We start from the raw sequence: 25425 nt of genomic DNA, 5'->3' as shown, positions 1-25425 counted from the left end.
CCTAATCAACTGTGCTCGGGGTCATTGCGACGATGAACCTTATGTGGAAAGCAACGGGTGTACATTTGTGGTGTCTGTCTCTGCATCTGTTTTACTCCTTCTCCAAACTTCCTTTCAGATAGTTCATGGTAATCCCGCCACATTGACAGGAAACAACAGGGGTGTTAATGAAGAATCTGAGTCAGGAGTTGACTTAAAGCATGTTCACAAGGAAGCCTACTGTGAACCTACTACTTAAACCTGCCTACAGCAGCATGAAGGGAAACAAAAAAGGCGAAACTCCAAGTAGTACCTGAAGTTCCGCCCATTATGTCTTGGTGCCGGAGGTCGGAATCGAACCGACACGGGGTCGCCCCCGCTGGATTTTGAGTCCAGTGCGTCTACCAGTTTCACCACTCCGGCGTAGCAGCATTTTATACCGCATTACCCCGATACGAGTCAAGCATAAACCTCGCTACCATTGAATGCCCGATACATTCAGAACTGCTGACTCTCTATCTCACATATCTTAGGGTCTGTCGAAGAGGGTTGGGTCTGCCACTACATGGTAGCGTGGGTCATCAACCTCTTCCACAATTATTCTCTCATATTTCGGGTCGATTTTCCTAAGCAGTTTTTTACTATCGTCGCTGAGGTGCTTCAAGGCCACACTCTTACCCTCTTTCTGGTATCTGCTGACGATGTTGGAGATCGCCTCAACACCTGAATGATCTGAAACTCTTGATTCTATGAAATCAATCTCGATTTTCTCAGGGTCCCCTTTGAAATCAAACTTGGAGGCAAACATTGCAGTCGAACCAAAAAAGAGCGGCCCCCAGATCTCGTAGACCTTGGTACCATCGGCCTTGGCTCCCTTTCTGGCACGAATGCGAATTGCACTCTCCCATGAAAACACCAGTGCAGACATTATTACACCGACCAGAACCGCCACAGCCAGATCAAAAACCACCGTTAACGCAGATACGGTGACCAGCACCAGGGCATCCGATTTAGGGATCTTGTGCATAATTCTAAGGCTACTCCAGGCAAAGGTACCAATCACCACCATGAACATGATACCCGTCAATGCCGCAATGGGTACGATTTCGATATATGCTGAGCCAAAGAGCACGAAAAAGAGCAAACCGAGCGCCGCCACGATACCGGATAACCTTGCCCGTGCGCCAGAGTTCACATTGATCATCGACTGGCCGATCATTGCGCAGCCGCCCATTCCGCCGAACAGGCCGGTGACGATGTTTGCTGTACCCTGAGCCAGACATTCCTTGTTGCTGTTGCCCCGGGTCTCTGTAATCTCATCGATAAGGTTTAAGGTCAAAAGGGACTCTATCAGACCGATCATTGCCAGGATAAAGGCATAGGGCAGGATGAAGGAGAGCGTCTCCCAGTTCCAGGGCAGCTGGGTGAATATCTCGGTTTGAAAGGTAGGTAAACCGCCCTTCAGCCCCTCGCCGCCACCATCACGGATGAAGGAACCAACAGTGGCAACATCGAGCTTTAAGACCAGGGTGATGGCCGTAACCACGAGGATCGCAGTAAGCCCGGCCGGCACCTTTTTCGTTATTTTCGGCAGAAAGAACATGATAGACATTGTCAGCAGCACCAACGCGGCCATGACAGCTAAATTCGTTCCCTGCAACCAGCTGAGGCCATCGACCCCTGTCGATTTGAACATGCTGAGCTGGGAAAGAAAAATAACAATTGCCAGGCCATTTACAAAGCCCAGCATCACCGGATGCGGTACCAGCCTGATAAACTTACCAAGCTGAAAGTAGCCGGCCAGCGCCTGAATCAGGCCCATGACAATTACAGTAGCGAAAAGGTATTGCAGCCCCATATTCGCGATAGGCTCCGCCATGGCAAGCCCCCTCTCATTACCCTCTTTCACCAGCGATACCATCACCACCGCCAGTGCTCCGGTAGCGCCCGAAATCATGCCGGGACGACCACCCATAATCGAGGTTACAAGACCTACCATAAATGCCGCATACAGGCCAACCAAGGGGTCGACACCCGCCACAAAGGCAAAGGCCACCGCTTCTGGAACCAGCGCCAGTGCCACCGTGATTCCTGAGGTTATTTCATTCTTTACGTCCAACGAACCAGCTTTTAATCCAAACATCATACTTTCTTCCTGTGCATTACAACCAAAAGCGGGCATGCACCTAAACCAGGTGCATGCCCGCTTGCGATTTTTTTACTTCGGTTTTTCTTATATAACTTTTAAGGGAGCGGCATCGTAAAGAGTGTGGCGGTAAATAGCAAGGGAAATATCCGTCTCTTCACCATCTGCTCCCGCCCAAAAATATCAGAAGATCAAGCTTTTGTTTTATTCAGTCAAAAACATGTCTCTTTTTGAACGTATTGCAATAGGAAAAGATGTTTAAGCCAAAGCGGCTACTTAAAGCTTATCTTGTTCCTTGTGGCACCCAGGGCAAACGATCTCTTGATGTTCCGGAGAGTGCCGGTCAGTTCTTTGCCCTCTGGCAGCAAACCTGACAAAATAACATCGCGCCACCCCCTTATCCCAACCGAGTTCAGGTTTTATTGAAATAGATCGATTTTCCGGATAACCAGTCATCGGTTGCCGGCTGCACAATCAAAAAGGTCCACCCCGGCCCTTTACAGATGGAACATATCCTCCCTTAATTCTGACTTTTTTAATCTGTTTATTCCTCTCAGCGAAGCGCTATGGCAGTTGTTCACACCCTTGCTTTTACGTATTTGTAATAACTTGTGATAATTCATTCTTTTTCACTTTTTTTCCTCCCATGAATCTGCGCAATGCCTTACCCACCCGCGCCATTCGACGCTTTTTCAACCAGTTACAAATTTGTAGCAGGACATTTTCCCTTGACAGTTCAACCTTATAGCCGCTAACTTAACTATTATAGCAATTCATTTACTATTTTAGTAATTACGAGGAATTCATGACCAAAGCCCAATCATATTTTTCAAAATCTCTGGAGAAAGGACTCAAAATCCTCTCGTTGTTCAATCGTGAACGGCCGGCCCTTTCCCAGACTGAAATTGCCAATATCACCGGTCTTAACATGACTTCGACCTACAGGTACATCAACACTCTTGTAGAGATGGGATATCTGGAAAAGGATCATTCAACAAAGGTCATCAGGCCAACTATCTTCTGCCTGGCCTTCTGTAACAACCTGATGAAAGCAACCGACCACAAACGTCTGATCCAGACACTTGTTGATGCGGTTCATAAAAAATATAACGTAACGATAGATGTGGCACTCTCGGTGGATAATGACATGATGCGAATTTACCACCGGGAGGCTGCTGACACCCTTACATACAGTCTTCCCGATTTTACTAAAAATTCCCTGCACAACACTGCCCTGGGCAAAGCATATCTCTCAACCATCCCCCAGCAGGAGCTGGATGAAAGACTGGCCCAGCTTGACTTAACGGCCAAAACGAAAAAGACCATAACGGACCGTGATACTCTCAAGCGCCAGCTCTTACTCGCCAAAGTCCGCAGATACGCTGTAACCAACGAAGAATATCTGCCGGGACTTATCGCCATAGGTGCGCCTCTTTACAACCCGCACTCCGGCAAGGGAATTGGTGCCGTCTCCTTTGATTTTTCGATACTTCAGCGCAGTCCGGAAGATCTTGAAATGCAATACGCCCCGATGGTGGTTGAGCTGGCAGAGCAGATATCCGCCACTATCCCGCTCGAATGAGCTGAATATAATATTGCTGCATCCCCCGCAAGAAACAGAAGCCACAAACGACCTCAACACAGAGCGGCAGCACATGACGAACACAACAGACAACCCACTCTTTTACCAGACCAACTCCGTAACCCCGATGGTTTCACGGGCCAGGGGGATTTATATCTGGGATGACTCCGACAAGGAATACATAGATGCCGCCTCCGGTGCTATTATCTGCAATATCGGCCACGGAGACGAAAAGATACTCGAAGCCGTCAACGAACAGGCAAAATCGACGTTCTTCACCTACCGGACCCAGTTCGAAAACCGTCCGGCTGTCGACCTGGCCAGTAAGATCGTTGCTCATTCCCCGCCTCTGCTTGATAAAGTTTTTTATGTCTCTGGCGGTTCTGAAGCTGTTGAATCTGCAATCAAACTTGCTCGAAGCTATTTCTACAGCCGGGGCGAGGGAAGCCGCCATCTGCTCATCAGCCGCGCCCCCTCCTATCACGGCTCCACCCTTGGAGCGCTCTCCTGTACCAGTTACGCCCCGCTTGAGATGCCCTACCGGCCCCTGCTCAAATCACCGCCCAAAATCCCCGCTCCATATTGCTACCGCTGTCAATACGGCCTGACATACCCCGAGTGTGAAGTGGCCTGTGCCATGGCCCTGGAGACCACTATCCGCGAGCAGGGTGAGGAAAACGTGGCAGGCTTTATCGCTGAACCCATTGGCGGTGCCAGCACCGGTGCCTTGGTGCCTCCCGAGGAATATTTTGGGATTATCAGAGAAATCTGCGACAAATACGGAATTCTGCTCATTCTCGACGAAGTGATGACCGGCTTTGGTCGGACCGGCAAACTCTTCGCCTCCGAACACTGGAACCTAGAGCCGGATATCGTCGCTCTCTCCAAAGGGATGGCATCCGGATACTATCCGCTGGGAGCAATAATCAGCCGTAACTCCATTGTTGAATCAGTACTCGATGGTGGCGGATTTCCACATGGTCACACCTACGCGGGCAACCCCATGGCCTGCGCCGTGGGACTGGCTGTACTGAACCGTATTCTGGACGATCAGTTGGTGGCAAACTCTGCCGCCATGGGTACGAGACTGCTCGACGGGCTCCACCGCCTCGCCAAGGACTATCCGGTAATCGGCCAGGTCAGGGGCAGAGGTTTGCTCACTGCGCTTGAGTTTGTTGAGGACAGGGCAACAGCCGCCCCTTTCGCCAACGAAAAGGATGTGGGCAATTTAATGACTCGAGAAGCTTTTCAAAGGGGCCTGATCATCTACCCGCGGCGTTCCATCAATGGAATCGCCGGAGACCATACCCTCATCGCGCCACCCCTGATAACCACCGCACCCCAGATCGACGAAATACTCAACAGGCTCGACGACACCCTCAAAAGTGTCTCAAGAACGCTGGCTTCACCGGCGAATAACGGGAGATAATCCCCCAAAACCATGACCGGGAAATACCTCCCGGTCATCCCCACCAGGAACCGCATGATAAAAAGGAGGAGAGTAACAATGAAACTGAGACAGACTATAGGACTCGGCCTGTTTGCCCTGTTTTTGTGTACCGGCACCGCCGTTGCCAGCGACGACCTGAAGGTTGTTCAGGAGAAAGGCGAAATCACCATGGCCATGAGCGGCCAGTATCCACCCTTCAACTTCGTTGACGACCAGAACCATCTGACCGGTTTCGATGTGGAGATCGGCAATGAGATAGCCAAGAGAATCGATGTTAAAGGAACACCGGTAAGCACCGCCTGGGACGGCATCATCGCCGGTCTCCTCGCCAACAAATATGAACTGATTTGTGGCAGCATGGCTATTACCGAAGAGCGCCTGAAGTCCATCGATTTTTCTGATCCTTACTACCGTTCCGGTGCCCAGCTTTTCGTAAAAAAAGGATCCGCGCTGACATCCGTAGCTGATCTGGATGGAAAAAAAGTCGGTGTGACCCTCGGAACGACATATGAGAAATGGGTTCGTGAGAACATCCCGAACGTGGATATCCGTACCTACAAAGGTGTACCGGACATGATTCTTGAGGTCTCCACAGGCCGCATTGACGGCTTCATCACCGACAGAATTGTCGGCGCGCTGGCAATCAAGAAAAACGACATGCCGATCGATCTGGCCGGAGACCTGCTTTACGAAGAGAAAATGGGAATCGCCATGCGTAAGGGAAATACCGACTTGAAAAAAGCTGTCGATACTGCCCTTGCCGCAATGAAAGAAGACGGCTCATATCATGACATCTCCATGAAGTGGCTTGGTATCGACGTTCGCTGATTCCATTTTTTAATTCAGGCTTTCCGGAAATCCGGGCAATGCCATCGGTATTGCACAGATTTCCGCGCAAAGCCACAGGGGCAGATCTTTTTCCGTTTCATGCTGTCCGGCATAACCGTGTACCACACCTCTTCCGAGCCACATTGCGGTTTGGAGAGCAGTGTCTGATTCCATGTGCGGAACCCTAAAGTTCTGCCTCTCATTCGTTAGCGATAGCTCCAGAGGACGTCTATATGCTTGATTGGACAATTATCATCCATTACTTTCCTTTTCTGGCCAAAGGGGCCATCCTTACCCTGAAGATCTCCATACTGTCACTGGTTTTGGGCCTGATTTTCGGACTTGTGGCGGCACTCTGTAAACTTGCCGCCAACCCGTTCCTGCGATGGCCTGCGATGTTTTACATCTGGCTGATCCGATCCACCCCGCTGCTGGTTCAGCTCTTTATCATCTATTTCGGGTTTCCCCAGATGGGTATTGATCTAGGCCCGTTCGCTTCAGGAGTACTGGGACTTGCACTCAATGTGGGGGCTTATAATGCCGAAACAATTCGAGGCGGCATTATCTCGGTTCCCAAAGGGCAAACCGAGGCCGCCCGTTCCCTCGGCATGAGCGGTGCACTCTCCATGCGCAAGATCATCCTGCCGCAGGCGCTGCGTATCATTATTCCCCCCCTCGGCAACAACTTCGTCATCCTCATCAAAGATACCTCACTGGTTTCCACCATTACCCTTGTCGAGCTGACACTGACCGCCCAACGGCTTATCGGCTCTACATACAAACCGTTTGAAATGTACGTGATGGCCGCAGCTCTCTATGCCGTCCTGACCACCGCCGCAAGCCTGTTATTGACTTGGGTTGAAAGACGTACCAGAAAGGAGGCCAGAGCATGACCAATACCCCTTCAAATACAAGCGACGCCCCCATACTGCAAATCACCAACCTCAAGAAAAGTTTTGGTGACCTCAATGTATTAAACGACATAAATCTCGAGGTTTCTCCCCGCGAGGTGCTCGTAATCATAGGCCCAAGCGGTTCAGGCAAATCCACCCTGCTGCGCTGCATCAACCACCTTGAAGAACCGACGGGGGGTGGAATTTACCTCGAAGGTGAGCTCATCAACGATACCGGAAAAAAACGGCATGCATTCGAGAAGCACCTGAACGCCATTCGCTGTGATGTGGGCATGGTTTTCCAGCAGTTCAACCTGTTTCCCCACATGACAGTGCTGGAAAATGTCATGGAGGCTCCGCTACAGGTTCTGAAACAGAACAAGGATGAAGTCAGGGAAAAGGCGCTCTCGTTACTTGAAAGGGTTGGATTGAGCGACAAGACCGAGGCCTACCCGAGCATGCTCTCCGGCGGGCAACAGCAGCGCGTGGCCATAGCCCGTGCTCTGGCCATGGAACCGAAGGTGATGCTTTTTGACGAGGTGACCTCCGCCCTCGATCCGGAGCTGGTGGGGGACGTACTGCGTGTTATGGAAGATCTGGCCAAAGAAGGTATGACCATGCTGGTGGTAACCCACGAGATGGGCTTTGCCGAGAAAGTCGGCGACAGGGTCATTTTCATGGCAGACGGGTACGTGGTTGAAGACTCCTCACCACAGGAAATGTTCAGTAACCCCAAAGAACAACGAACCAAACAGTTTCTGGCTGAGGTTTTAAAATGATCGACAAGACGACAACGGCTGAAAATGCGCTGGCGAAACTGAAAGACGGTGCCACGATAATGGTCGGCGGCTTCGGTGTACCCGGCACACCCTTCCATCTCATCCAAACTGTGCTCAGCACCGGTGTTCGAACGCTGACCCTGATCAAAAACGAGGCCAATGAAGCGGGTCTGGGGGTTTCTCTCTTGCTCGAAGCCGAAAGGGTAGAACGTCTTGTCACTTCTCATCTCGGCCTCAACCAGGTTGCGATCAGGATGATGAACGAAAAGGCGCTCAAGGTCGACTTCTTTCCACAAGGCATCCTGGCCGATAAAATCAGGGCCGGAGGTGCCGGGCTGCTGGCCATTGTCACCGATATCGGTATCAATACCTTTTTACGACGTGAAGAAGATGTGGTCACCGTCAACGGCTGCGAGGGAATGATCGAACCCGCCCTGCGCGCCGACTTTGCCTTGATCCATGCAGCAAAGGCCGACCGGGCAGGCAATCTGGTTTTTGAAAAAAGCGCCAGAAACTTCAACCCGCTGATGGCCACTGCCGCAGATATCGTCATTGTCGAGGCTGAACAAATTGTAGAAACCGGATCAATCCCGCCGGATCAGGTTCACACCCCGGCCTCTTTTGTCGACCATGTCGTGCCCATTGGCGAACTTTCACAGGAATATGGAGTGTTGCAACATCATGTACGGTAACCCAAAAGAGAAAATTGCCAGCAGAGCCGCCAGAGAGATCACCCAGGGGATGGTCGTCAACCTCGGCATCGGAATCCCGACCCTGATTCCCAACTATCTGTCCGACGGCCTGCCACTCACCATGCATTCTGAAAACGGCATCATCGGGGCCGGTGAAATTGCCGAACGAGGTCACGAGGACCGGAACCTGATAGATGCCGGCGGTTCCTATATCACCACCGTACCCGGTGCCGCGTTCTGTGATTCGGCGCTCAGTTTTGCCCTTGTCCGCGGTGGCCGGCTCGATCTGACCTTTCTCGGGGCACTTGAAATTTCTGAAGCAGGCGATCTGGCCAACTGGATCATACCCGGCAAATTCGCTCCCGGCATCGGTGGTGCAATGGAATTGGCCCAGAAAGCCCGAAGACTGGTCATTACGACCACCCACACCACACGAAACGGCAGCCCGAAGTTGCTCAAGAACTGCACCTTGCCGCTCACAGCCCCGGCATGTGTTGATTTGATTATCACCGAACTGGCAGTCATCTCAATCAGGGCCGGGCAAGGTATGGTTTTGGAGGAAATTGCCGCAGAGACCACTCTCGAAGCCGTTCAGGCCGCCACCGAAGCTGAACTGATCATCCCCGACGAGGTGAAAACTTTTTAGCGCAGTTCACAGATCTAAGCCTGCACTGGGAGTACAAACACACTTACTTTAAAAATTTACCGAAAAGATACCATGGACATAAAGGAACGGAAAATCATCGAGACAGTCAATCACCTGAGCGATGATATCTTCGATTTCACCGCGAGACTCGTTTCGGAGCCAAGCACACTCGGCAACGAAGAGGGGGCAACACGCGTCATGGCCGAAGAACTTGCTGCGCTCGGTTTTGACGTCTCCCATGTTGCCATGAGCAGCAGCGCCTTGCAGCGCCATGAAGGATACGCTCCTGTCCCATGGTCGCCCGGTGAGCGAACAAATGTTATCGGCTCGCTGGTGAGCGCCGGTGATGATGGTAAAAGCGCTCTCTTCAACGGTCATCTTGATGTAGTGAACCCTGGAAATGACAAATTCTGGAGCAGAGACCCCTTTGAGCCCGCTATTTTCGATGGCTGGCTCCATGGGCGCGGCGCCGGTGACATGAAGTCCGGGGTTGCCGCCATGACCTATGCTGCCCATGCCATCCACAAGGCTGGATTTCGCTTACGCGCTCCCTTTACCCTGGCGGCGGTACTCGAGGAGGAATGCTGCGGCAACGGGGCCATTGCCTGTCTGGCTGAGGGCTATGATGCGCAGGCAGTACTCATTCCTGAGCCGTTTGGTCCGACAATTCTCACCAGCCAGCTTGGGGTACTCTGGTTTAAGGTGAGCCTCTCAGGCAAATCGACCCATGTCCTGGATGCCCGGGGCGGGATCAATGCCATAGAGAAATGCTATCCCATATTCAGGGCACTCAGGCAGCTTGAGGCAGAGCTGAACGCCGAGACAAGACCTGAGGAGTATGTTGAGACAGACCACCCGGTCAATCTGAATATCGGTACTATTGCAGGCGGCGACTGGCCATCCACCGTTCCCGCCGATGCCAGCTTTGAGGCCCGCCTCTCCTTCTTTCCCAATACCAGCTTCGAAGAGGTTCGCCAGCGCATAGAGACCACGGTCAATGCAGTTGTTGATGCTGACCAGTGGTTACGCCTGAATCCCCCTGTGCTGGAATTTTACGGGTTTCGTTCTGCCGGCCATACCCTGCAGCGTAATCTTGCCACGCTGAGTACGCTCGATTCATGTCATCAAGCCCTGCATGGTGCTCCGGCGAAAAGCTATATCGCCACCTGTACAACCGACCTGCGCGCCTATGTCCACTATGGGCAGGGCGAAGCCACCTGCTACGGGCCCGTGGCCGAGAACATCCACGGCGCCGATGAACGCGTCAACCTTGAAAGCATAATCAATGTCGCCCGCACCTACGCCCTGTTTCTCTCCCGTTGGTGCCTGATTGCCGAAAATTAATCTGATTCAAACTCTTCAGACAGGAGCTTCTGTATGAACGAAGTAGTCATTGCCGATTACCTGCGGACCGCTCAGACCCGATCCCGCCCCGCTGTCCCGGAGCGGGACTGGTTTTACAGACATCGTGCCGATGAATTGCTGGCACGGCTGATTCCCGAGGTGCTTTCCAGATGCCGGGTCGATTCAGCAGAGATCGATGACCTTATTGTCGGCTCTGCCCTAGGTGTCTCGGAACAGTGGACCTTTGGCGGCAGAACCCCTGTTTTTCTGGCCGGAATGGACACCAGGGTCGCCGCAAAATATATCGATCAGCAGTGCGGGTCCGGGCTCGCCGCCATTCAGAATGGTTTTCTGGAAATCGCCGCCGGATTCGCGGATATGGTCCTCGCCTGTGGCATGGAACACATGACCAGGGTGCCCATGGGGCCAACCCTCTTTGAAAACGGGGCTATGTCCGTGAATCCTGCGCTCTACGATGATGATCGCTATGAATATCTCGACATGGCAACAACCATGAACATGGGCCTGACCGCAGAAAAGCTCGCCGACCTGCAGGGTATTGAGAGGGAGGAGATGGACTTGTGGGCCGTACGATCTCACCAGCGGGCCGCAGCGGCAACGGAGTCAGGCTTTTTCGCAGGCGAGATTATGCCGATTGCGACAATGGACGAACATGGTGATCCACTCATGGTGGTGCGTGACCAGGCGATTCGCCCGGAGACAGACCTCGCCGGCACCGCATCGCTCAGACCGGTTTTTAAAACTGACGGCCGTGTCACCGCCGGCAACGCCTCTCCGCTCAGTGCAGGGGCGGCAACCATGCTGCTTACGACTAAAGATATTGCCGCAGAGAAGAACCTTACCCCGTTGGCGACCATTCGCTCTATCGGCTTCGCAGGCGTTGACCCGACACTTATGGGAGTGGGTCCGGTCCCTGCCACACAGATGGCTCTGGATAAAGCCGGTTTAAAAGCTGAAGACATCGACGTCTGGGAAATCAACGAGGCCTTCAGCGTTGTCGTGCTGAACTGTATCCGCGAGTTGAATATCGACCCGGATAAAGTCAATATTCATGGCGGCGGCATCGCCCTCGGCCATCCACTTGGGGCCACCGGTATCCGCATCACCGGCACCCTTGCCAGGATAATGCAACGCGAGAATTACAGATTCGGTTGTGCCAACGCCTGTATAGGCGGAGGCCAGGGAATATCCATCATTTTAGAACGAACACCAAATTCCTAACATGTAAAAGGTAACAATATGAACCTGACGACCAACGCCGCACTCCATGACCTTCGAAGCCAGGTAATCGCCAAAGGCAACGCCAGCGCCACTTCCAACTATATCGCCCACGCCAGGGGTGCCATGCTGGTCGATGTCGAGGGACGGGAGTTCATAGACTTTGCCGGTGGTATAGCTGTAATGAATGTCGGTCACTCTCACCCGAAAGTCGTTGAAGCGATCAAGAAACAGGCAGAAAGATTCACCCACACCTGCTTCATGGTTTCACCCTACGATTCCGCAGTGCGACTGGCGGCAAAACTGTGCAAAGCCGTACCCGGTGATTCCCCCAAAGCGGCAATGTTTGCCAACAGCGGCGCAGAAGCGGTTGAGAATGCAGTTAAAATTGCCCGATACTACACTGGGAAAACTGCTATTATCGCCTTTGAGAGCGGCTTTCACGGCAGAACTCTCATGGGCATGTCTCTTACCTCAAAGGTCAAGCCATATAAATTCGGCATGGGCCCTTTCGCCCCTGAGGTGTATCGTATCCCCTTTGCAAACTGCTACCGCTGTCCCTTCGGTACAGAATATCCGTCATGCGACCTGAAGTGTGCAGACTACCTGAACGATTTTTTTGTCAATAATGTTGCCCCAGAACAGACAGCGGCAATTATCGTCGAACCGATCCAGGGCGAAGGTGGTTTTATCGCCCCGCCAAAGGAGTATTTCCGTAGATTACATGAGATCTGTAAACAGAATAATATTCTTCTGATAGCTGATGAGATTCAGACCGGCATGGGTCGCACCGGCCATATGTTTGCAATGGAATATTATGGAATTGAGGCCGACATTACCACTGTTGCCAAGAGTCTCGCCGCCGGTATGCCGCTAAGCGCCGTAGTCGGTAAAAAAGAGATAATGGATTCGGTCCATCCCTCCGGTATCGGCGGGACCTATGGCGGTAATCCACTGGCCTGCGAGGCGGCCCTGGCTGTTTTTGAGATATTTGAGCAAGAAAACCTCCTGGACCAGGCCCAACAGCTTGGCGAAAGCCTCCGTCAAACATTTCTCGGCTGGCGGGAAAAATTTGACATTATCGGTGATGTGCGAGGAATAGGACCGATGATCGCGATGGAGCTTGTCATGGACCGCAACACCAAAGAGCCCGCTTCTGAAGAGACCAGAGCCCTGGTCAAATATTGCTTTGATCGGGGTGTAATAATGCTGGCCTGCGGCTCCCATGGGAATATTCTGCGCTTCCTGATGCCTCTCGTTATCACCGAGGAGCAACTCAACCAGGGGCTGGCGATCCTTCATGACGGTCTTACTACCCTTGGCCGCTAAGGGCCGGAACATAGCTGGTGCCGCCATGCAACCACCAGGGCGGCACTATGTTGTAATAATGAGCATTGGCACTACATCCATCCTCCGGAGGCAACATGCACGGATATTACCATCGCATTCTTACCGTAGATCTAACCAGCCAGACATTTGCCATTGAGCCGCTAGCCGATGATGTCCTCTCCGAATGCCTGGGAGGAAAGGGGCTGGCCACCCGCCTTCTGCTGGACCGTAACCCTGCCGGTGTCGATCCGCTCGCTCCGGAGAACAACCTGATTGTCGCGACCGGTCCTTTTTGCGGTGGCAGGCTCTGGGGAGGCAGTCGCTATGGTGTCTATACCAAGTCACCGCTTACCGGTTTGTATGCTGAATCCTATTCCGGCGGCAAGGTTCCTGAGGCTATAGATTCAACCGGATTTGACGCTATCATCCTTACTGGACAGGCCGAAAGGCCGACAGTTCTAACAATAACCCCGGATGGTGTTGTGTTTCATGACGGCGAAGGGCTGTGGGGTATGGAGACCTTCGAGGCAGAGGAAGAGGCCCTACAACGCTTTGCCCCGAATACTGAAGGCTACCGGAACCCCGGAGCCTTCACCATCGGGCCCGCCGGGGAGAACCTGGTGCGCTTTGCCATCATCGCCAACGATAAATGGCGCTGTGCCGGCAGAGCTGGCGTTGGAGCGGTACTTGGTTCCAAAAAAGTGAAAGCCATCGTATTTCAAGGTGACCAGAAGCGCCAATACGCAGACCGGGAAGGCATCGCCCAGTATGCCGTTCAGTTCTCGAAAAATAACATGGACCATCCCGGGGTCAAGGCATATCGCACGATGGGCACGACCATGATGGTGACACTGATGAACAGTGTCGGCGCATTTCCTGCACGCTACTGGAACCAGGGATCGGTCGAACACGTTGAACAGATCAGTGGGGAGACCTACCATGCCGAACATGAAGTCAAGCCGCACGCCTGCGCCAAATGTTTCATGGCCTGCGGCAGATTGACCAGATTGCGTAAGGGCCGCCATAAAGACCTCAAACTTGAAGGCCCTGAGTATGAAACCATCTACTCCTTCGGTGGCCTTTGCATGATTAAGGAAATGGAAGAAGTGGCCTATCTCAATGATCTCTGCGACAGGCTTGGCATTGACACCATCACGGCCGGAAACCTCTGCGGACTCGCTATGGAGGCCAGGGAGCTGGGCCGGCTCGATTATGACATTGAATATGGAAATGCCGACCAGGTCGCCAAACTGCTCATTGATATCAGCAATCGCCACAATGTTGGTGATATCCTTGCTGATGGCATACGGCCAACCGCACAACACTGGGATGTTGAGGATCTTGCCATTCATGTCAAAGGTATGGAGCCGGCCGGATACGACCCAAGAAAGCTGAAGGGTATGGGCCTCACTTTCGCCACCTCCCCCCGTGGTGCATGTCACCTGCGCACCACCTTCTACAAACCGGAACTGTCAGGGCTTATCCCCCCGGAAGAAACACACGGTAAAGCGGCAATGCTGGTCGACTATGAAGACCGCCTCAATATTTTTGACACCATGATCCTCTGCCGATTCTACAGGGATCTCTACAGTTGGGAAGAACTGCAGAAAACCATCAGCATGATCACAGGTCAGCCGACTGACAAGGAGAGCCTGAAAAAACGTGCTGCCGATATAGCCACGATGACACGCGAGTTCAATATTCGGGAAGGATTGTCACCAGCAGACGACCGGCTGCCGGCTCGTCTCCATAAAAAAGCCCTGCCGGAATCCGGCGACCGACTCTCTGCCGAAGAAATGGAATTTATGCTTGGGGAATATTACCAACTCAGAGGGTGGGACAGCGAGGGGACACCCCGCTCCTAGCAGTTGCCCAAATATGGCCATTGATACCTCGTGGATGTTGGGCCCTGGTTTCCGCCATTACTTAGCCGCCTGAACCCGAACTAGCCCTTGCCGCGGGTCTTGTATCCCTTGTAGTGTTTCATGACCCTCGACACATAATTGATGGTCTCAGGGAATTTCGGTATGCCCCCAGCCCTTTTCACTGCACCGGGCCCGGCATTGTATGCCGCAATTGAAAGCCTGAGATCACCATGAAAGGTATCGAGAAGCTGTTTGAGGTAGCGGGTGCCGCCATCGATATTCTGCCGGGGATTGAACGGGTCTGGTACGCCGAGTTGGCGCGCGGTCTCCGGCATAAGCTGCATCAACCCCTGCGCCCCTTTCTTCGAGACGGCCCGGTGATTAAAAGCTGACTCAGTTCGAATGACTGCTTTTATGAGATAGGGATCGACATTATACCGGACGCCAGTGGCCCAGATATCGTCATCATAGACTACAGTATCGTAGGATTTCTTTTGATTACGTTTTTTGGATTTTACTTCCTGGTAGAAGGGGTTGCACCCCTCTTCGGGAATGATGTTGGTGAAGTAGACGGACCCGTTGCTATCCCGGCAGGCGTACACTTCGGCCTGACAGTCGGCAGAATGCAACAGTAACAGAAAAACAACCGCTACTGCGATCATGGGGCTCCTATTGCCTGAGTCCTGTTCTGCCCGGATTGCTCATCTCTTCTCTTGAGAAAACCGGGGTTAGTCCCGCTGCCATCAGCTTGACCTGGTACTTTTTCTGCACCTCAAGAATGGCGGACTAACGGTTCGGGTAGAAAAAAACAGGCGGCATGGAGTACCATGCCGCCCGGGTATCAGTAAAGCTTACTTGGCACGCTTCTCCCAATCGGCCAGGAACTGCTCCATACCCTTATCGGTCAGCGGATGCTTTGCCAGCTGCTCGATAACCTTCAGGGGAATGGTGGCGATGTCAGCACCGATCAGCGCTGAATCTACAACGTGCTGAGGGCTGCGTACGGATGCCACGATGATCTCACTGGTGTAACCGTAGTTGTCGTACATGGTGGCGATGTCGCCAATCAACTCCATGCCCGGTGCACCAATGTCGTCGAGACGGCCCACAAACGGGCTCACAAAGCTCGCTCCGGCCTTAGCGGCAAGCAGGGCCTGCGCACAGGAGAAAACGAGGGTGACGTTGGTTTTAATGCCTTCTGCGGTAAGCTGCTTGACAGCCTTGATGCCTTCGATGATCATCGGCACCTTGATGACGATGTTGTCACCGATCTTGGCGAGCTCTTTTGCCTCAGCGACCATACCGGGAGCATCGAGGCTTACAACCTCGGCGCTTACCGGACCGTCTACCACTGAGCAGATCTCTTTGATGATCTCCTCGAAAGGCTTGGACTCTTTGGCGATCAGGGAAGGGTTGGTGGTAACACCATCAACCATACCCATCTCAACGCCTTTCTTGATTTCATCTATGTTGGCTGTATCGATGAAAAATTTCATCAGTCTTCTCCTTGTTGAGCAATAAATGTGTTACAGCACTTTTCACTACAGAAATAGACAGTCGATCCACGATGTTGTAGACGTATTGCCTGCTGTTTCGGAACAAGGCTGTGGCATACCGGATCCTCCATCAGCACATCCTCAACCGGCGTGCCTGATTCAGTCTCCGAATCCTTTGTTGTAGTCTTTTTGTCACGGTCTCCAGTCAGGGTGCTCCGCACCAATCGATACCCGATGTACAGCAGCACGGCCAGCACCAAAATTCGTAGAGGACTCAATCTACCTCTCCTTCGCTGCGCAACCGGGCTTAGCCCCGATGAAAACTTGATCTGCTATGTACCAGATTCAAAAAAATACGCAACAGTCTTAAGTTAAATTCGTTCATTACCTTAATTACTGCCTATCCACTTTACAACTCAACCAGGTATTCCATAAAAACCGAAAACACTTCTTTTTTTCAATATATTACGAAATCTTAAACCTATATTGTCATTTTGCACATGGTGATAACTGATACCCTGAGTATGGAATCAACAATCCCCCAAAACAGAAGCGCTTCCGTTATATATGTCCCAATTACCCATAAAGCTCAAGCTGTTAGAACACATATAATCTGAACATTCACATTTACTGCTCCGGCCAGGTCGAGGGGCTGATCTCCTGCTTATCCTCATTGCCCTCTGCGATCCGTTCCATCAGTCGTGCTGTAAGCTCCGCAACCGTCCTGTTCTGCTTGCAGTCCAGAAACTCCCTGGCTATCTCCGCCATCGGCTCAAGCACAAAACGCCTGTTCTGCAGATGGGGGTGGGGAAGCACCAGCTCCGGTTCATCCATCCGGGTATCACCGTAGTAGAGCAGATCGAGATCTATCTCCCTGTCCTGATAACCAAAAACACCTTCCCGTCGCACGCGGCCCAGGCTATTTTCCACCTCCAGCAACCGTCGCAACAACTGTCTGGGTCCGAGGGTGGTGCGCAGTTCGCCAACCGCGTTGGTGAACCAGTGCTGACTCTTCATATCCACAGGTGCCGATACATAGGGCCTGGAGAGCCGTACGCATTCGATATCCGGGTAACTACAAAGCTCCTGCCAGGCTGCCAGCAGGGTCTCCTTGCTGTTGCCCAGGTTTGAACCCATACCGATAAAAACGCGAATTTCTTCCACCGCACTCTTTTTAGCACTCATGGTGCTACTCCACTACTCTGGTTTGCTCATCGTTCTGCAGCAACTCATATCAACCTCTGGGATATCTGAATAATATGCCTTTACAGTCAATTATCAGAATATCATGGGTATCCCGGAATAAAGGCCGACTCCTTCTTGCTTAGAGGTCCTGCAGGCCAAGCACATCGAACATATTGTACATACCGTTCTCTTTACCGACAACCCAGGCCGCCGCTCTTGCAGCGCCTTTGGCAAAATGGTCACGGCTGTGCGCCCTGTGGGTGAGCTCAATACGCTCGCCAGGACCAGCAAAATAGACGGTATGCTCACCGACGATATCCGCAGCCCTGATGGTGGAGATACCAATCTCTTCGGGCTTGCGCTCGCCAATAATGCCATTTCGCTCAAACACTCCTACCTCGGAGAGCTTCCGCTCAACGCCCTCGGCAGCCATCTCACCAAGCTTTAAGGCTGTGCCGCTGGGGGCATCCTTTTTCTTGTTGTGATGGGCCTCGATTATTTCAATATCGTAATCATCGCCCAACAGGGCCGCGGTCTTTTTTACCAGCTTGAATAGCACGTTGACACAGACCGACATGTTCGGCGCCTGCACACATGGAAAGTTCCCGGCAAGTTCAGCCAGTTCTGCCAGGTTTTCTTCGGTGAGACCGGTGGTCCCGATGACCATGGCGCGGTTATGTTTGGCGGCGATACGGGCAAAACTCATGGTGGCGGCATGAAAGGTGAAGTCTATGATGACATCTCCCTGATCGATTACGGACTCAAGCCCTTCACCGATAATCACCCCGTTGGCTTCTCCGAAAACGAGCTGGCCTGCATCTTTTCCAATATTCGGGCTGCCTTCTGCCTCGAAAGCTCCGGCGTAATTGAGTTGTGGATGCGCCTGCACCATATGGGCGATACGCTGGCCCATTCTGCCTGCCGCGCCGGCTATAATCACATTTATCATTTTCTCTCTCCATGGTGCGGGCTCAGGGAAAGAGCCCGCGCTCGTGGTTTAAATCATTTCAAGTTGCTGCAAAACTGCTGTTAACCTGGTCTGGGTCGGCTCATCCACGGGTGTGATCGGTAACCGCACTTCAGCGCTCGGAATCTTGCCGATCATCTCCAGCCCTTTCTTGGCGGGAGCCGGACTCGGGCAGGAAAACATACACTTCATCAGATCATACAGTTTGTAATGCAGCTCCCGGGAACGCTTGACATCGCCTGCCAAAGCAGCTTCCATCAACTCTGCCATGCCCTTCGGGTAAATATTGGAAGCCACCGAAATAACGCCCTTGCCGCCGACATAAACTGTCGGCATGGAGGTGAAGTCATCACCGGAGAGCAGGATAAAGTCTTCAGGACATTTTCTGATAACGTCGCTGATCTGCTCCAGGGAACCACAGGCTTCCTTGATACCGATAATGTTATCGATCTCCGCCAGGCGCGCTACAGTGTCCGGCTCAATATTGACCACGGTGCGGCCTGGGACATTGTAAAGAAACGTCGGGATATCAACAGCCTCACAGACCGTCTTGAAATGCTGGTAGATACCTTCCTGACTTGGCTTGTTATAATAAGGAGCCACGGAAAGGACCGCATCTGCACCACTTTCCTTGGCACTCTCGGTGAACTCGATCGCCTCAAGGGTATTGTTGGCACCGGTACCGGCGATAACCGGAACGCGACCGGCTACAGTTTTCACCGCAATTTCAATAACCCGTTTATGCTCGTCGAACCCGAGAGTTGCCGATTCACCGGTGGTGCCGCAAGGCACGATACCGTGAATACCGTTGGCAATCTGATATTCAATCAGGTCCACAAATGCCTGCTCATCAACTTTACCGTCAGTGAACGGGGTTATTATTGCGGTAATTGCTCCGTGAAATCTTTCCATGACTCCTCCTGGTATTTCGATAAGACTGCAGAGTTGTACAGCCTGGTTAACCGGGTTGCACGCTCCTGCTTGCCTGAACTACTGTTCAATTCAGTCGTATGTTTTTAAACTACTTTTCTACAGCAAAGACTCTGCAGTAAGGTTACCGGTGTATATTCTTCGCGCCGGGCCCTGCAGATACACATTTTTCACCTCTGTGCCCTCTTTGTCAAAGGAGATCAACAGAGTATCACCTCCGGAAGTAAGGACCTCCACTGGCGAAGACATATTTTTTTCGATTGCGGCCATGATAGCAGCGGCGGTGGCACCCGTACCACAGGCCCGGGTTTCATCCTCCACACCACGCTCATATGTGCGGCACTCTATTCTGTTTTGGCCGAGCACCCGAACGAAGTTTGCGTTTGTTCCTGCCGGTGCGAAAAGATCGTGAAAACGAACGTCCCTGCCCCATTTTTTCACAGGTGCCTGCTCATCTTCGACAAAAAGAACCGCATGGGGCACACCGGTATTCACAAAACTGGCAGAATGATCGGTGCCATCAATGGCGATTTTGAGGTCAAAGCGGTAATCGTAAGGCTCAGTAAGCAATACCCGAACATCTTCAGCTTCGCCAATAATTTCAGCTTCGATGATGCCGGCCAGGGTCTCAAAGCGCATCTTCCGCTCTGCGATACCGTGACTGTAGGCAAAACGGGCAACACAACGCGCGCCGTTGCCGCACATCTCGGCGACTGAGCCATCTGCATTGTAAAACTGCCAGCGAAAATCTGCCTTTGACGAATGTTCTATCAAAAACATTCCATCAGCACCCACCGAGAACATGCGGCGGCAGACCTTTCTGGCAAATTCCGGCTGCTCTTCATGTGCTACGCGACCATCCCTGTTGTCGATGACCACAAAATCATTGCCCGTCCCACTTAATTTTTCAAAGGCTACCGGAAACTGCACCGCCATCGCCATACTCCTTAACTGATTATACTTTACATAAAACAAGCCCTTCAGCCATTACGGGTGGACTGAAGGGCCATTAAATTACATCGGGCACAGACCTGTTGGTACAACACGCCTTTAATGCCTCAGGGTTGCCTCCTCCGACCTTTCACTTTCGTTCGGTGGCTGCTGGCTGTCCAAGGCCGTGACGCTATAATAATACAGTCGTTCTTCTTCCGCTGAAGAATCGATAAACGTCGTGCTCGGCACAGTGGCGTCTCCCACCGCAGTCAGGCTGTCACGGCTATCATCCCGGCGATAAATTTTATAGCTCGCGGTATCGTCCTCATCAGGTGGATCCCAGATTATCCTGTTGCCTTCTCCGGTTGCCACAACCATCACCCCGGTAGGAACGGGCGGCGGGGTGATATCAATCGGGGTGGCGGAAATATGGGCACTGCGCTTGCCCGGAGTGAGGTCTTCGTCAAAGACCATCAGGGCCTGTACGGCATAGTCATAGGTCTGGCCATTGACCACAGCTTTGTCGGTATAGCTGGTGTCACTCGTTATGCCGCCAACCCTGGCAAACTCAACCTCACCGGTTCGACGGAAAACCTGATATTTAATTGTATTTTCAATAACCTCGCCTTCCACGGTGGTACTCACAGGTTGCCAACTCAGCTTGACGCTGGAGTCAACCGCCGCGGCCTGAAGCCCCTCGGGGGGAGCAGCAGGTATGTGGTATACGAAGGTAATGGTATTGGAATCATCACTGGCAGCAAGCCAACTGGTACGGGATTGAACTTTGAAGAAATACTTATACGCATTTTTCAGGGGCCCATACTGGTAGCTGGCAACCCTTGGAACGTTGTTCAGCATCGACTGGCCGCCGTCAATCTCTATGATACGCCCGTAAGGAACGGGGCAGCCTGCACAATAATCGTCGAGGGGGATCTCCGCCGTGAACAGTTCGAAGGTGGAGATCGCCTCTATATTTTCTCTTGCGATGGTTTCTACAGGATATGTCCAGGACAGTTGAGCACCATTGTCTTCAATGGTATAGCGCAGATCCCGAATTGCTTCAGGCACTACTGTATCCGGTGGCACCGGCTGGTTTTTAAAACCGCATCCCCCGGCAACCAGTAAAGCAGTCCCCAGGACCAAAGTCCCTGCAACTTTTGCTCCGCGCCCTGATCTCATCCTTATATCCCCATTTGTTTTTCAGCATTAACAACGGCCTCTTCCACGCGGGAGAGCCCCGTTCCTCCTGTTGAAACACGGCTATTCACCGAGCCCTCAACACTCAATACCGCAAAAACATCCTCTTCAATCGTCTCGGAAAACTGCTTCATCTCTTCGATGGAGAGGTCATACAGCTCACAACCCTTGTCAAGACAGTAGGCTACCGCTCCACCAACAATACCATGAGCCTCGCGGAAAGGTACATTTTTCATGACCAGGTAATCCGCAAGATCGGTGGCGGTGATAAAACCTGTTCTGGTGGCCTCCACCATATTATCGGTGCGGAATTTAAGATTTTCAAGCAATTCCGCCATAATCGCCACAGAGGCTGTGACAGTATCTACGGTATCGAACACCGGCTCCTTGTCTTCCTGCAGGTCACGGTTGTAGGTGAGCGGCAACCCTTTCACCAGGGTTATCAGGCTCATCAGGCTACCGGTTACCCTGCCGGATTTACCACGGATCAGCTCAGGGATATCCGGGTTTTTCTTCTGTGGCATAATCGACGAGCCGGTACAGAACTTATCGGAAATTTCCACAAAGCTGAACTCGGAAGAAGACCAGAGTACCAGCTCCTCGGAAAGTCTTGAGAGGTGCAGCTGGATCATGGTACAGGTGCTCACGAACTCGATGGCGTAGTCACGATCACCTGAGGTATCCATGGAGTTCGCGGTCACCCCGTCAAAACCGAGTGCCTCTGCCACCTGCTCCCGATTGATAGGCAAGCCGGTGCCGGCCATGGCCGCACAGCCGAGCGGCGAGAGGTTGATACGCTTTCGGCAGTCGAGAATACGCTCACGATCTCGACCGAACATCTCGTAGTAGGCCAGCATGTGATGGGCGATCTGCACCGGTTGCGCTCGTTGCAGATGGGTATAACCCGGCATCACCTGACCGAGATACTTCCTGGCCAGCAGCACAAACGCACGGCGGATGCTCTGCAGCAGATCGGCGAGGATATCGCACTGATCCCGCAGGTACATCTTGAAGTCCAGCGCAATCTGATCGTTACGGGAACGGGCACTATGCAGCTTGGCACCGGCAGGGCCGATGCGATCCACCAGCGCCTTTTCGATATTCATGTGAATATCTTCCAGTTCACGGCGGAACTCGAAATTGCCCTCTTCGATATCCTTTTCGATGGAGGAGAGCCCCTCGACAATCAGCTTCAGCTCGTCGGCAGCAATGATACCGCTATCAGCCAACATGGCGGCGTGGGCTTTGGAGCCGGCGATATCGTATTTATACAGCCTTGAGTCATAGTGGATGGAGGCGGTAAACGCCTCCACCGAAGCGGCTGTGCCCTCGGCGAACCTGCCGCCCCAGAGCTTATCCGAACCTTCTTTTTTTTGTTGTGTCATAACGTTACTTATTCTGCAAGGCCTGAATTCTGAGTCGCAGACCGTTCAGACGGATGAAACCGGTGGCGTCACCCTGGTCGTAGACAGTATCTTCCTCGAAAGTGGCAAAGCTCTCCTGGTAGAGAGACTGCTCGGACTTACGGCCAACCGGCATACAATTTCCCTTATACAGCTTCATGCGTACGGTACCGTTTACGGTTTTCTGGGCCTCATCCATGGTTAGCTGCAACAACTCACGCTCGGGTGAGAACCAGAAACCATTGTAGATCAGCTCGGCGTAACGCGGCATGAGGGAGTCGCGAACTTTCATAACCTCACGGTCGAGAGTTATTGCCTCCAGCGCACGATGCGCCTCACGCATCAGGGTGCCGCCCGGGGTCTCATACACACCGTGAGACTTCATGCCGACGAAACGGTTCTCGACCAGATCGAGACGACCGATACCGTTGGCACCGGCAACCTTGTTCAGCATGGTAAAGAGCGCCAGGGGCTCCATAGCCTGACCGTCAATGGCCACCGGATCACCCTTTTTGAACTCGATCTCGATGTAGGTTGCTTTGTCCGGTGCATTCTCCGGAGAAACAGTCATCTTGAACATGTCCTCATCAGGCTCGTTCCACGGATCTTCAAGGATACCGCCCTCATAAGAGATATGCAGCAGGTTCTCGTCGCAGCTGTACGGGTTCTTCTTGGTGGTCGGAATCGGGATGTTATGCTTCTTGGCGAACTCAACCAGCTTGGTGCGGGAGGTGAGATCCCAGGTACGCCATGGGGCGATGATCTTGATACTCGGATCGAGACCGATGTAACCCAGCTCGAAACGAACCTGATCGTTGCCTTTACCGGTGGCACCGTGGCTCACCGCATCGGCACCCTCTTCCCGGGCAATGCGGATCTGCTCCTTGGCGATCAGCGGACGGGCAATGGAGGTACCAAGCAGGTAGGAACCCTCGTAGATGGCGTTGGCACGGAAAGCCGGGAAGATGTAGTCCTCCACGAACTCTTTCTTCAGATCGGAGATGATCACCTTCTCCGCACCGGTTGCCATACCTTTTTCGCGAACCGCATCCCAGTCCTCTTCCTGGCCGATATCGGCGGAGTAGGCAATAACGGGAGCATCATATTCCTCAGCCAGCCACTTCAGAATTACTGAAGTATCAAGCCCACCGGAGTAGGCAAGCACAATCTTTTTCACATCCATCACATAACCTCAATCAATAGGTATATAATAAAATTACTAAATCTCTTTCAATTCACAAATAAGGGAAGGTCGCAAAATCACGGTTTTTTCTACCGTAGCCTTCCCCTCAGCCGGCTTTTCTGAGGTGGTTCAAATAGCTGCAAGCGTGCTGTTCCGCCATAGTAAAGCTATGCGGAACAGTGCGATCGCAGGCAGTTGAGCAGCATCAGGAAAGTCCCCTATTTCGAGAGCATTATCTCTAATATAGCCTTGTGAATATGCATCTTATTCTCAGCCTGATCCCAGACCACACTCTGCTCACCCTCAAGTACCTCTTCGGTAATTTCTTCCTCGCGGTGTGCGGGCAGGCAGTGCAGAACGATCGCATCGGCCGGTGCTTTCTGCAGGAGTTCACTGTTGAGCTGGTACGCCTCAAAAAGCTTCAGACGCTCATCCTGCTCTTCTTCCTGGCCCATGGACGCCCAGACATCAACGTTAATCACGTCGGCACCTTTTACAGCCTCTGCCGGGTCGCGGACCACCTTGATCTCTTTGGCCGCTTCCTTTCTCGCTTCTGCAAGAATTTCCTGGTCCGGCTCAAAACCTTCCGGGCAGGCGAGAGTCAGGGAAAATCCAAGTTTACCGGCTGCCTGAATCCAGGAGTTGGCCATGTTGTTGCCGTCACCCACCCAGGCGATGTGCAATTTATCGATATCACCCTTCTTTTCAATCACTGTCATGCAGTCACTGAGAATCTGGCAGGGGTGGTGTAAATCTGTCAGGGCATTGATCACCGGTACATCGGAATATTCGGCAAGCTCTTCGACCACTTCCTGGCCGAAGGTTCGTACCACCATGCCGTCTACATAGCGTGCCATAACACGGGCAGTATCCTTGAGCGGCTCTGAGCGGGAGAGCTGGGTGTCGCGACCTGAAAGAAACAGAACCTGGCCGCCGAGGCCGTACATGGCCGATTCAAAGGAGACACGGGTTCTTGTGGAGGGTTTCTCAAATATAAGCGCAACGGTCTTTCCCACCATGTGCTGATGGATGACACCTTCCGCCTTCTCTTTTTTCAGAACAATTGCCCGGTTAATGAAAGCGAGTAACTCTTCCTTGGTAAAATACTGTAATGCTCGTAAATGTTTTGGCATGATATCACCTGTGGATCATCTGGAATACATGGACAGGAGATCTGGGAACAGCTCCGATTGTGTAGTCCGGCTCCTGCTGTGCGGGAAATCCTCTCCCCACTCTACACAGTCTCCTTAGCGGGAAGAAAAAGAGTATCATTACATAAAAATGATACTCTTTGCAAAGCATTTTCCCCGTTAAATCAAACTCCTCATAGCCTGACAGCATTAGCTGCAGCGAGCGGCC

General features: G+C 52.4%; 24 protein-coding genes and 1 tRNA gene. 11 read left to right on the top strand and 14 right to left on the bottom strand.

Translation table 11 applies throughout. The features are described from left to right. Positions 1-315 precede the first annotated feature (315 nt). Both ACN5NT_RS01720 and ACN5NT_RS01715 read right to left on the bottom strand, forming a co-directional pair. Positions 316-402, bottom strand: a tRNA-Leu gene (locus ACN5NT_RS01720). 106 nt (positions 403-508) lie between these two features. Beyond that, positions 509-2125 carry a SulP family inorganic anion transporter gene (locus ACN5NT_RS01715; protein ID WP_419174245.1) on the bottom strand — a complete coding sequence of 539 codons (1617 nt, stop codon included), beginning with the start codon at positions 2123-2125 and terminating at the stop codon, positions 509-511. 805 nt (positions 2126-2930) lie between these two features. Between ACN5NT_RS01715 and ACN5NT_RS01710 the strand changes: the two genes are divergently transcribed. The 3 genes from ACN5NT_RS01710 (at position 2931) to ACN5NT_RS01700 (ending at position 5985) form a co-directional block, all read left to right on the top strand. After that, positions 2931-3707: an IclR family transcriptional regulator gene (locus ACN5NT_RS01710; protein WP_419174244.1), complete on the top strand. Its 777-nt coding sequence runs from the start codon at positions 2931-2933 to the stop codon at positions 3705-3707. 73 nt (positions 3708-3780) lie between these two features. Beyond that, positions 3781-5136 (top strand): aspartate aminotransferase family protein, encoded by a 1356-nt coding sequence (locus ACN5NT_RS01705; RefSeq protein ID WP_419174243.1) that lies wholly within the window; start codon positions 3781-3783, stop codon positions 5134-5136. A 78-nt stretch (positions 5137-5214) separates the two neighbouring features. Further along, complete coding sequence (locus tag ACN5NT_RS01700; RefSeq protein ID WP_419174242.1) at positions 5215-5985, top strand: ABC transporter substrate-binding protein; 771 nt, start codon at positions 5215-5217, stop codon at positions 5983-5985. A gap of 9 nt (positions 5986-5994) precedes the next feature. On the opposite strand, the gene ACN5NT_RS01695 is transcribed toward ACN5NT_RS01700, so the two are convergent. Continuing rightward, complete coding sequence (locus ACN5NT_RS01695) at positions 5995-6159, bottom strand: hypothetical protein (protein WP_419174241.1); 165 nt, start codon at positions 6157-6159, stop codon at positions 5995-5997. Between the two features lie 59 nt (positions 6160-6218). On the opposite strand from ACN5NT_RS01695, the gene ACN5NT_RS01690 reads away from it, so the two are divergent. The 8 genes from ACN5NT_RS01690 to ACN5NT_RS01655 all read left to right on the top strand — a co-directional run bounded on the left by ACN5NT_RS01690 (position 6219) and on the right by ACN5NT_RS01655 (position 14772). After that, a complete protein-coding gene (locus tag ACN5NT_RS01690) occupies positions 6219-6878 on the top strand; it encodes an amino acid ABC transporter permease (protein WP_419174240.1) in 660 nt (219 codons plus the stop codon). Beyond that, positions 6875-7657 (top strand): amino acid ABC transporter ATP-binding protein, encoded by a 783-nt coding sequence (locus ACN5NT_RS01685; RefSeq protein WP_419174239.1) that lies wholly within the window; start codon positions 6875-6877, stop codon positions 7655-7657. The genes ACN5NT_RS01690 and ACN5NT_RS01685 overlap by 4 nt, the downstream gene beginning before the upstream one ends. Further along, positions 7654-8349 (top strand): CoA transferase subunit A, encoded by a 696-nt coding sequence (locus tag ACN5NT_RS01680; RefSeq protein WP_419174238.1) that lies wholly within the window; start codon positions 7654-7656, stop codon positions 8347-8349. Before ACN5NT_RS01685 ends, ACN5NT_RS01680 begins: the two co-directional genes overlap by 4 nt. Beyond that, complete coding sequence (locus ACN5NT_RS01675) at positions 8339-8995, top strand: 3-oxoacid CoA-transferase subunit B (protein WP_419174237.1); 657 nt, start codon at positions 8339-8341, stop codon at positions 8993-8995. The genes ACN5NT_RS01680 and ACN5NT_RS01675 overlap by 11 nt, the downstream gene beginning before the upstream one ends. 72 nt (positions 8996-9067) lie before the next feature. Next, entirely contained in the window at positions 9068-10339 is a 1272-nt protein-coding gene (locus ACN5NT_RS01670; RefSeq protein WP_419174236.1) for an ArgE/DapE family deacylase, read from the top strand. A 33-nt stretch (positions 10340-10372) separates the two neighbouring features. Continuing rightward, the gene (locus ACN5NT_RS01665) at positions 10373-11581 is read left to right on the top strand and encodes an acetyl-CoA C-acetyltransferase (protein WP_419174235.1); all 1209 of its coding nucleotides are present in this window, start codon (positions 10373-10375) and stop codon (positions 11579-11581) included. Positions 11582-11599: 18 nt separating this feature from the next. Further along, a complete protein-coding gene (gene gabT, locus ACN5NT_RS01660; protein ID WP_419174234.1) occupies positions 11600-12907 on the top strand; it encodes a 4-aminobutyrate--2-oxoglutarate transaminase in 1308 nt (435 codons plus the stop codon). A 95-nt stretch (positions 12908-13002) separates the two neighbouring features. After that, complete coding sequence (locus tag ACN5NT_RS01655) at positions 13003-14772, top strand: aldehyde ferredoxin oxidoreductase family protein (protein WP_419174233.1); 1770 nt, start codon at positions 13003-13005, stop codon at positions 14770-14772. An 80-nt stretch (positions 14773-14852) separates the two neighbouring features. Here ACN5NT_RS01655 and ACN5NT_RS01650 read toward each other — a convergent pair whose 3' ends face one another. The 11 genes from ACN5NT_RS01650 to argF form a co-directional block, all read right to left on the bottom strand. Continuing rightward, positions 14853-15434, bottom strand: coding sequence for a transglycosylase SLT domain-containing protein (locus ACN5NT_RS01650; protein ID WP_419174232.1), 582 nt, complete (start codon positions 15432-15434; stop codon positions 14853-14855). Positions 15435-15623: 189 nt separating this feature from the next. Then, the gene (gene fsa, locus ACN5NT_RS01645; protein ID WP_136796043.1) at positions 15624-16268 is read right to left on the bottom strand and encodes a fructose-6-phosphate aldolase; all 645 of its coding nucleotides are present in this window, start codon (positions 16266-16268) and stop codon (positions 15624-15626) included. After that, positions 16268-16546: a YHS domain-containing protein gene (locus ACN5NT_RS01640; protein WP_136796044.1), complete on the bottom strand. Its 279-nt coding sequence runs from the start codon at positions 16544-16546 to the stop codon at positions 16268-16270. The genes fsa and ACN5NT_RS01640 overlap by 1 nt, the downstream gene beginning before the upstream one ends. A gap of 349 nt (positions 16547-16895) precedes the next feature. Then, positions 16896-17453 carry a 2-amino-4-hydroxy-6-hydroxymethyldihydropteridine diphosphokinase gene (folK, locus tag ACN5NT_RS01635; RefSeq protein WP_419174231.1) on the bottom strand — a complete coding sequence of 186 codons (558 nt, stop codon included), beginning with the start codon at positions 17451-17453 and terminating at the stop codon, positions 16896-16898. 139 nt (positions 17454-17592) lie between these two features. Beyond that, entirely contained in the window at positions 17593-18402 is an 810-nt protein-coding gene (dapB, locus tag ACN5NT_RS01630) for a 4-hydroxy-tetrahydrodipicolinate reductase (protein WP_419174230.1), read from the bottom strand. Positions 18403-18450: 48 nt separating this feature from the next. Further along, complete coding sequence (gene dapA, locus ACN5NT_RS01625; RefSeq protein WP_136796047.1) at positions 18451-19332, bottom strand: 4-hydroxy-tetrahydrodipicolinate synthase; 882 nt, start codon at positions 19330-19332, stop codon at positions 18451-18453. Between the two features lie 117 nt (positions 19333-19449). Next, positions 19450-20286, bottom strand: a complete 837-nt coding sequence (gene dapF, locus ACN5NT_RS01620; RefSeq protein WP_136796048.1) for a diaminopimelate epimerase — start codon at positions 20284-20286, stop codon at positions 19450-19452. Between the two features lie 114 nt (positions 20287-20400). Continuing rightward, positions 20401-21462, bottom strand: coding sequence for a fibronectin type III domain-containing protein (locus ACN5NT_RS01615; RefSeq protein WP_419174229.1), 1062 nt, complete (start codon positions 21460-21462; stop codon positions 20401-20403). Between the two features lie 2 nt (positions 21463-21464). Beyond that, positions 21465-22865: an argininosuccinate lyase gene (argH, locus tag ACN5NT_RS01610; protein ID WP_419174228.1), complete on the bottom strand. Its 1401-nt coding sequence runs from the start codon at positions 22863-22865 to the stop codon at positions 21465-21467. 4 nt (positions 22866-22869) lie between these two features. Continuing rightward, positions 22870-24066, bottom strand: a complete 1197-nt coding sequence (locus ACN5NT_RS01605; RefSeq protein ID WP_136796051.1) for an argininosuccinate synthase — start codon at positions 24064-24066, stop codon at positions 22870-22872. A gap of 218 nt (positions 24067-24284) precedes the next feature. Next, positions 24285-25199 (bottom strand): ornithine carbamoyltransferase, encoded by a 915-nt coding sequence (gene argF, locus ACN5NT_RS01600; protein WP_136796052.1) that lies wholly within the window; start codon positions 25197-25199, stop codon positions 24285-24287. Between the last annotated feature and the right edge of the window lie 226 nt (positions 25200-25425).

The sequence above is a fragment of the Desulfosediminicola sp. genome (assembly GCF_048381775.1).
Taxonomy (GTDB): domain Bacteria; phylum Desulfobacterota; class Desulfobulbia; order Desulfobulbales; family Desulfocapsaceae; genus Desulfopila; species Desulfopila ganghwensis.
Note: the sequence above shows the minus strand (reverse complement) of the source record. Positions and strands in the feature narration are given on the sequence as shown.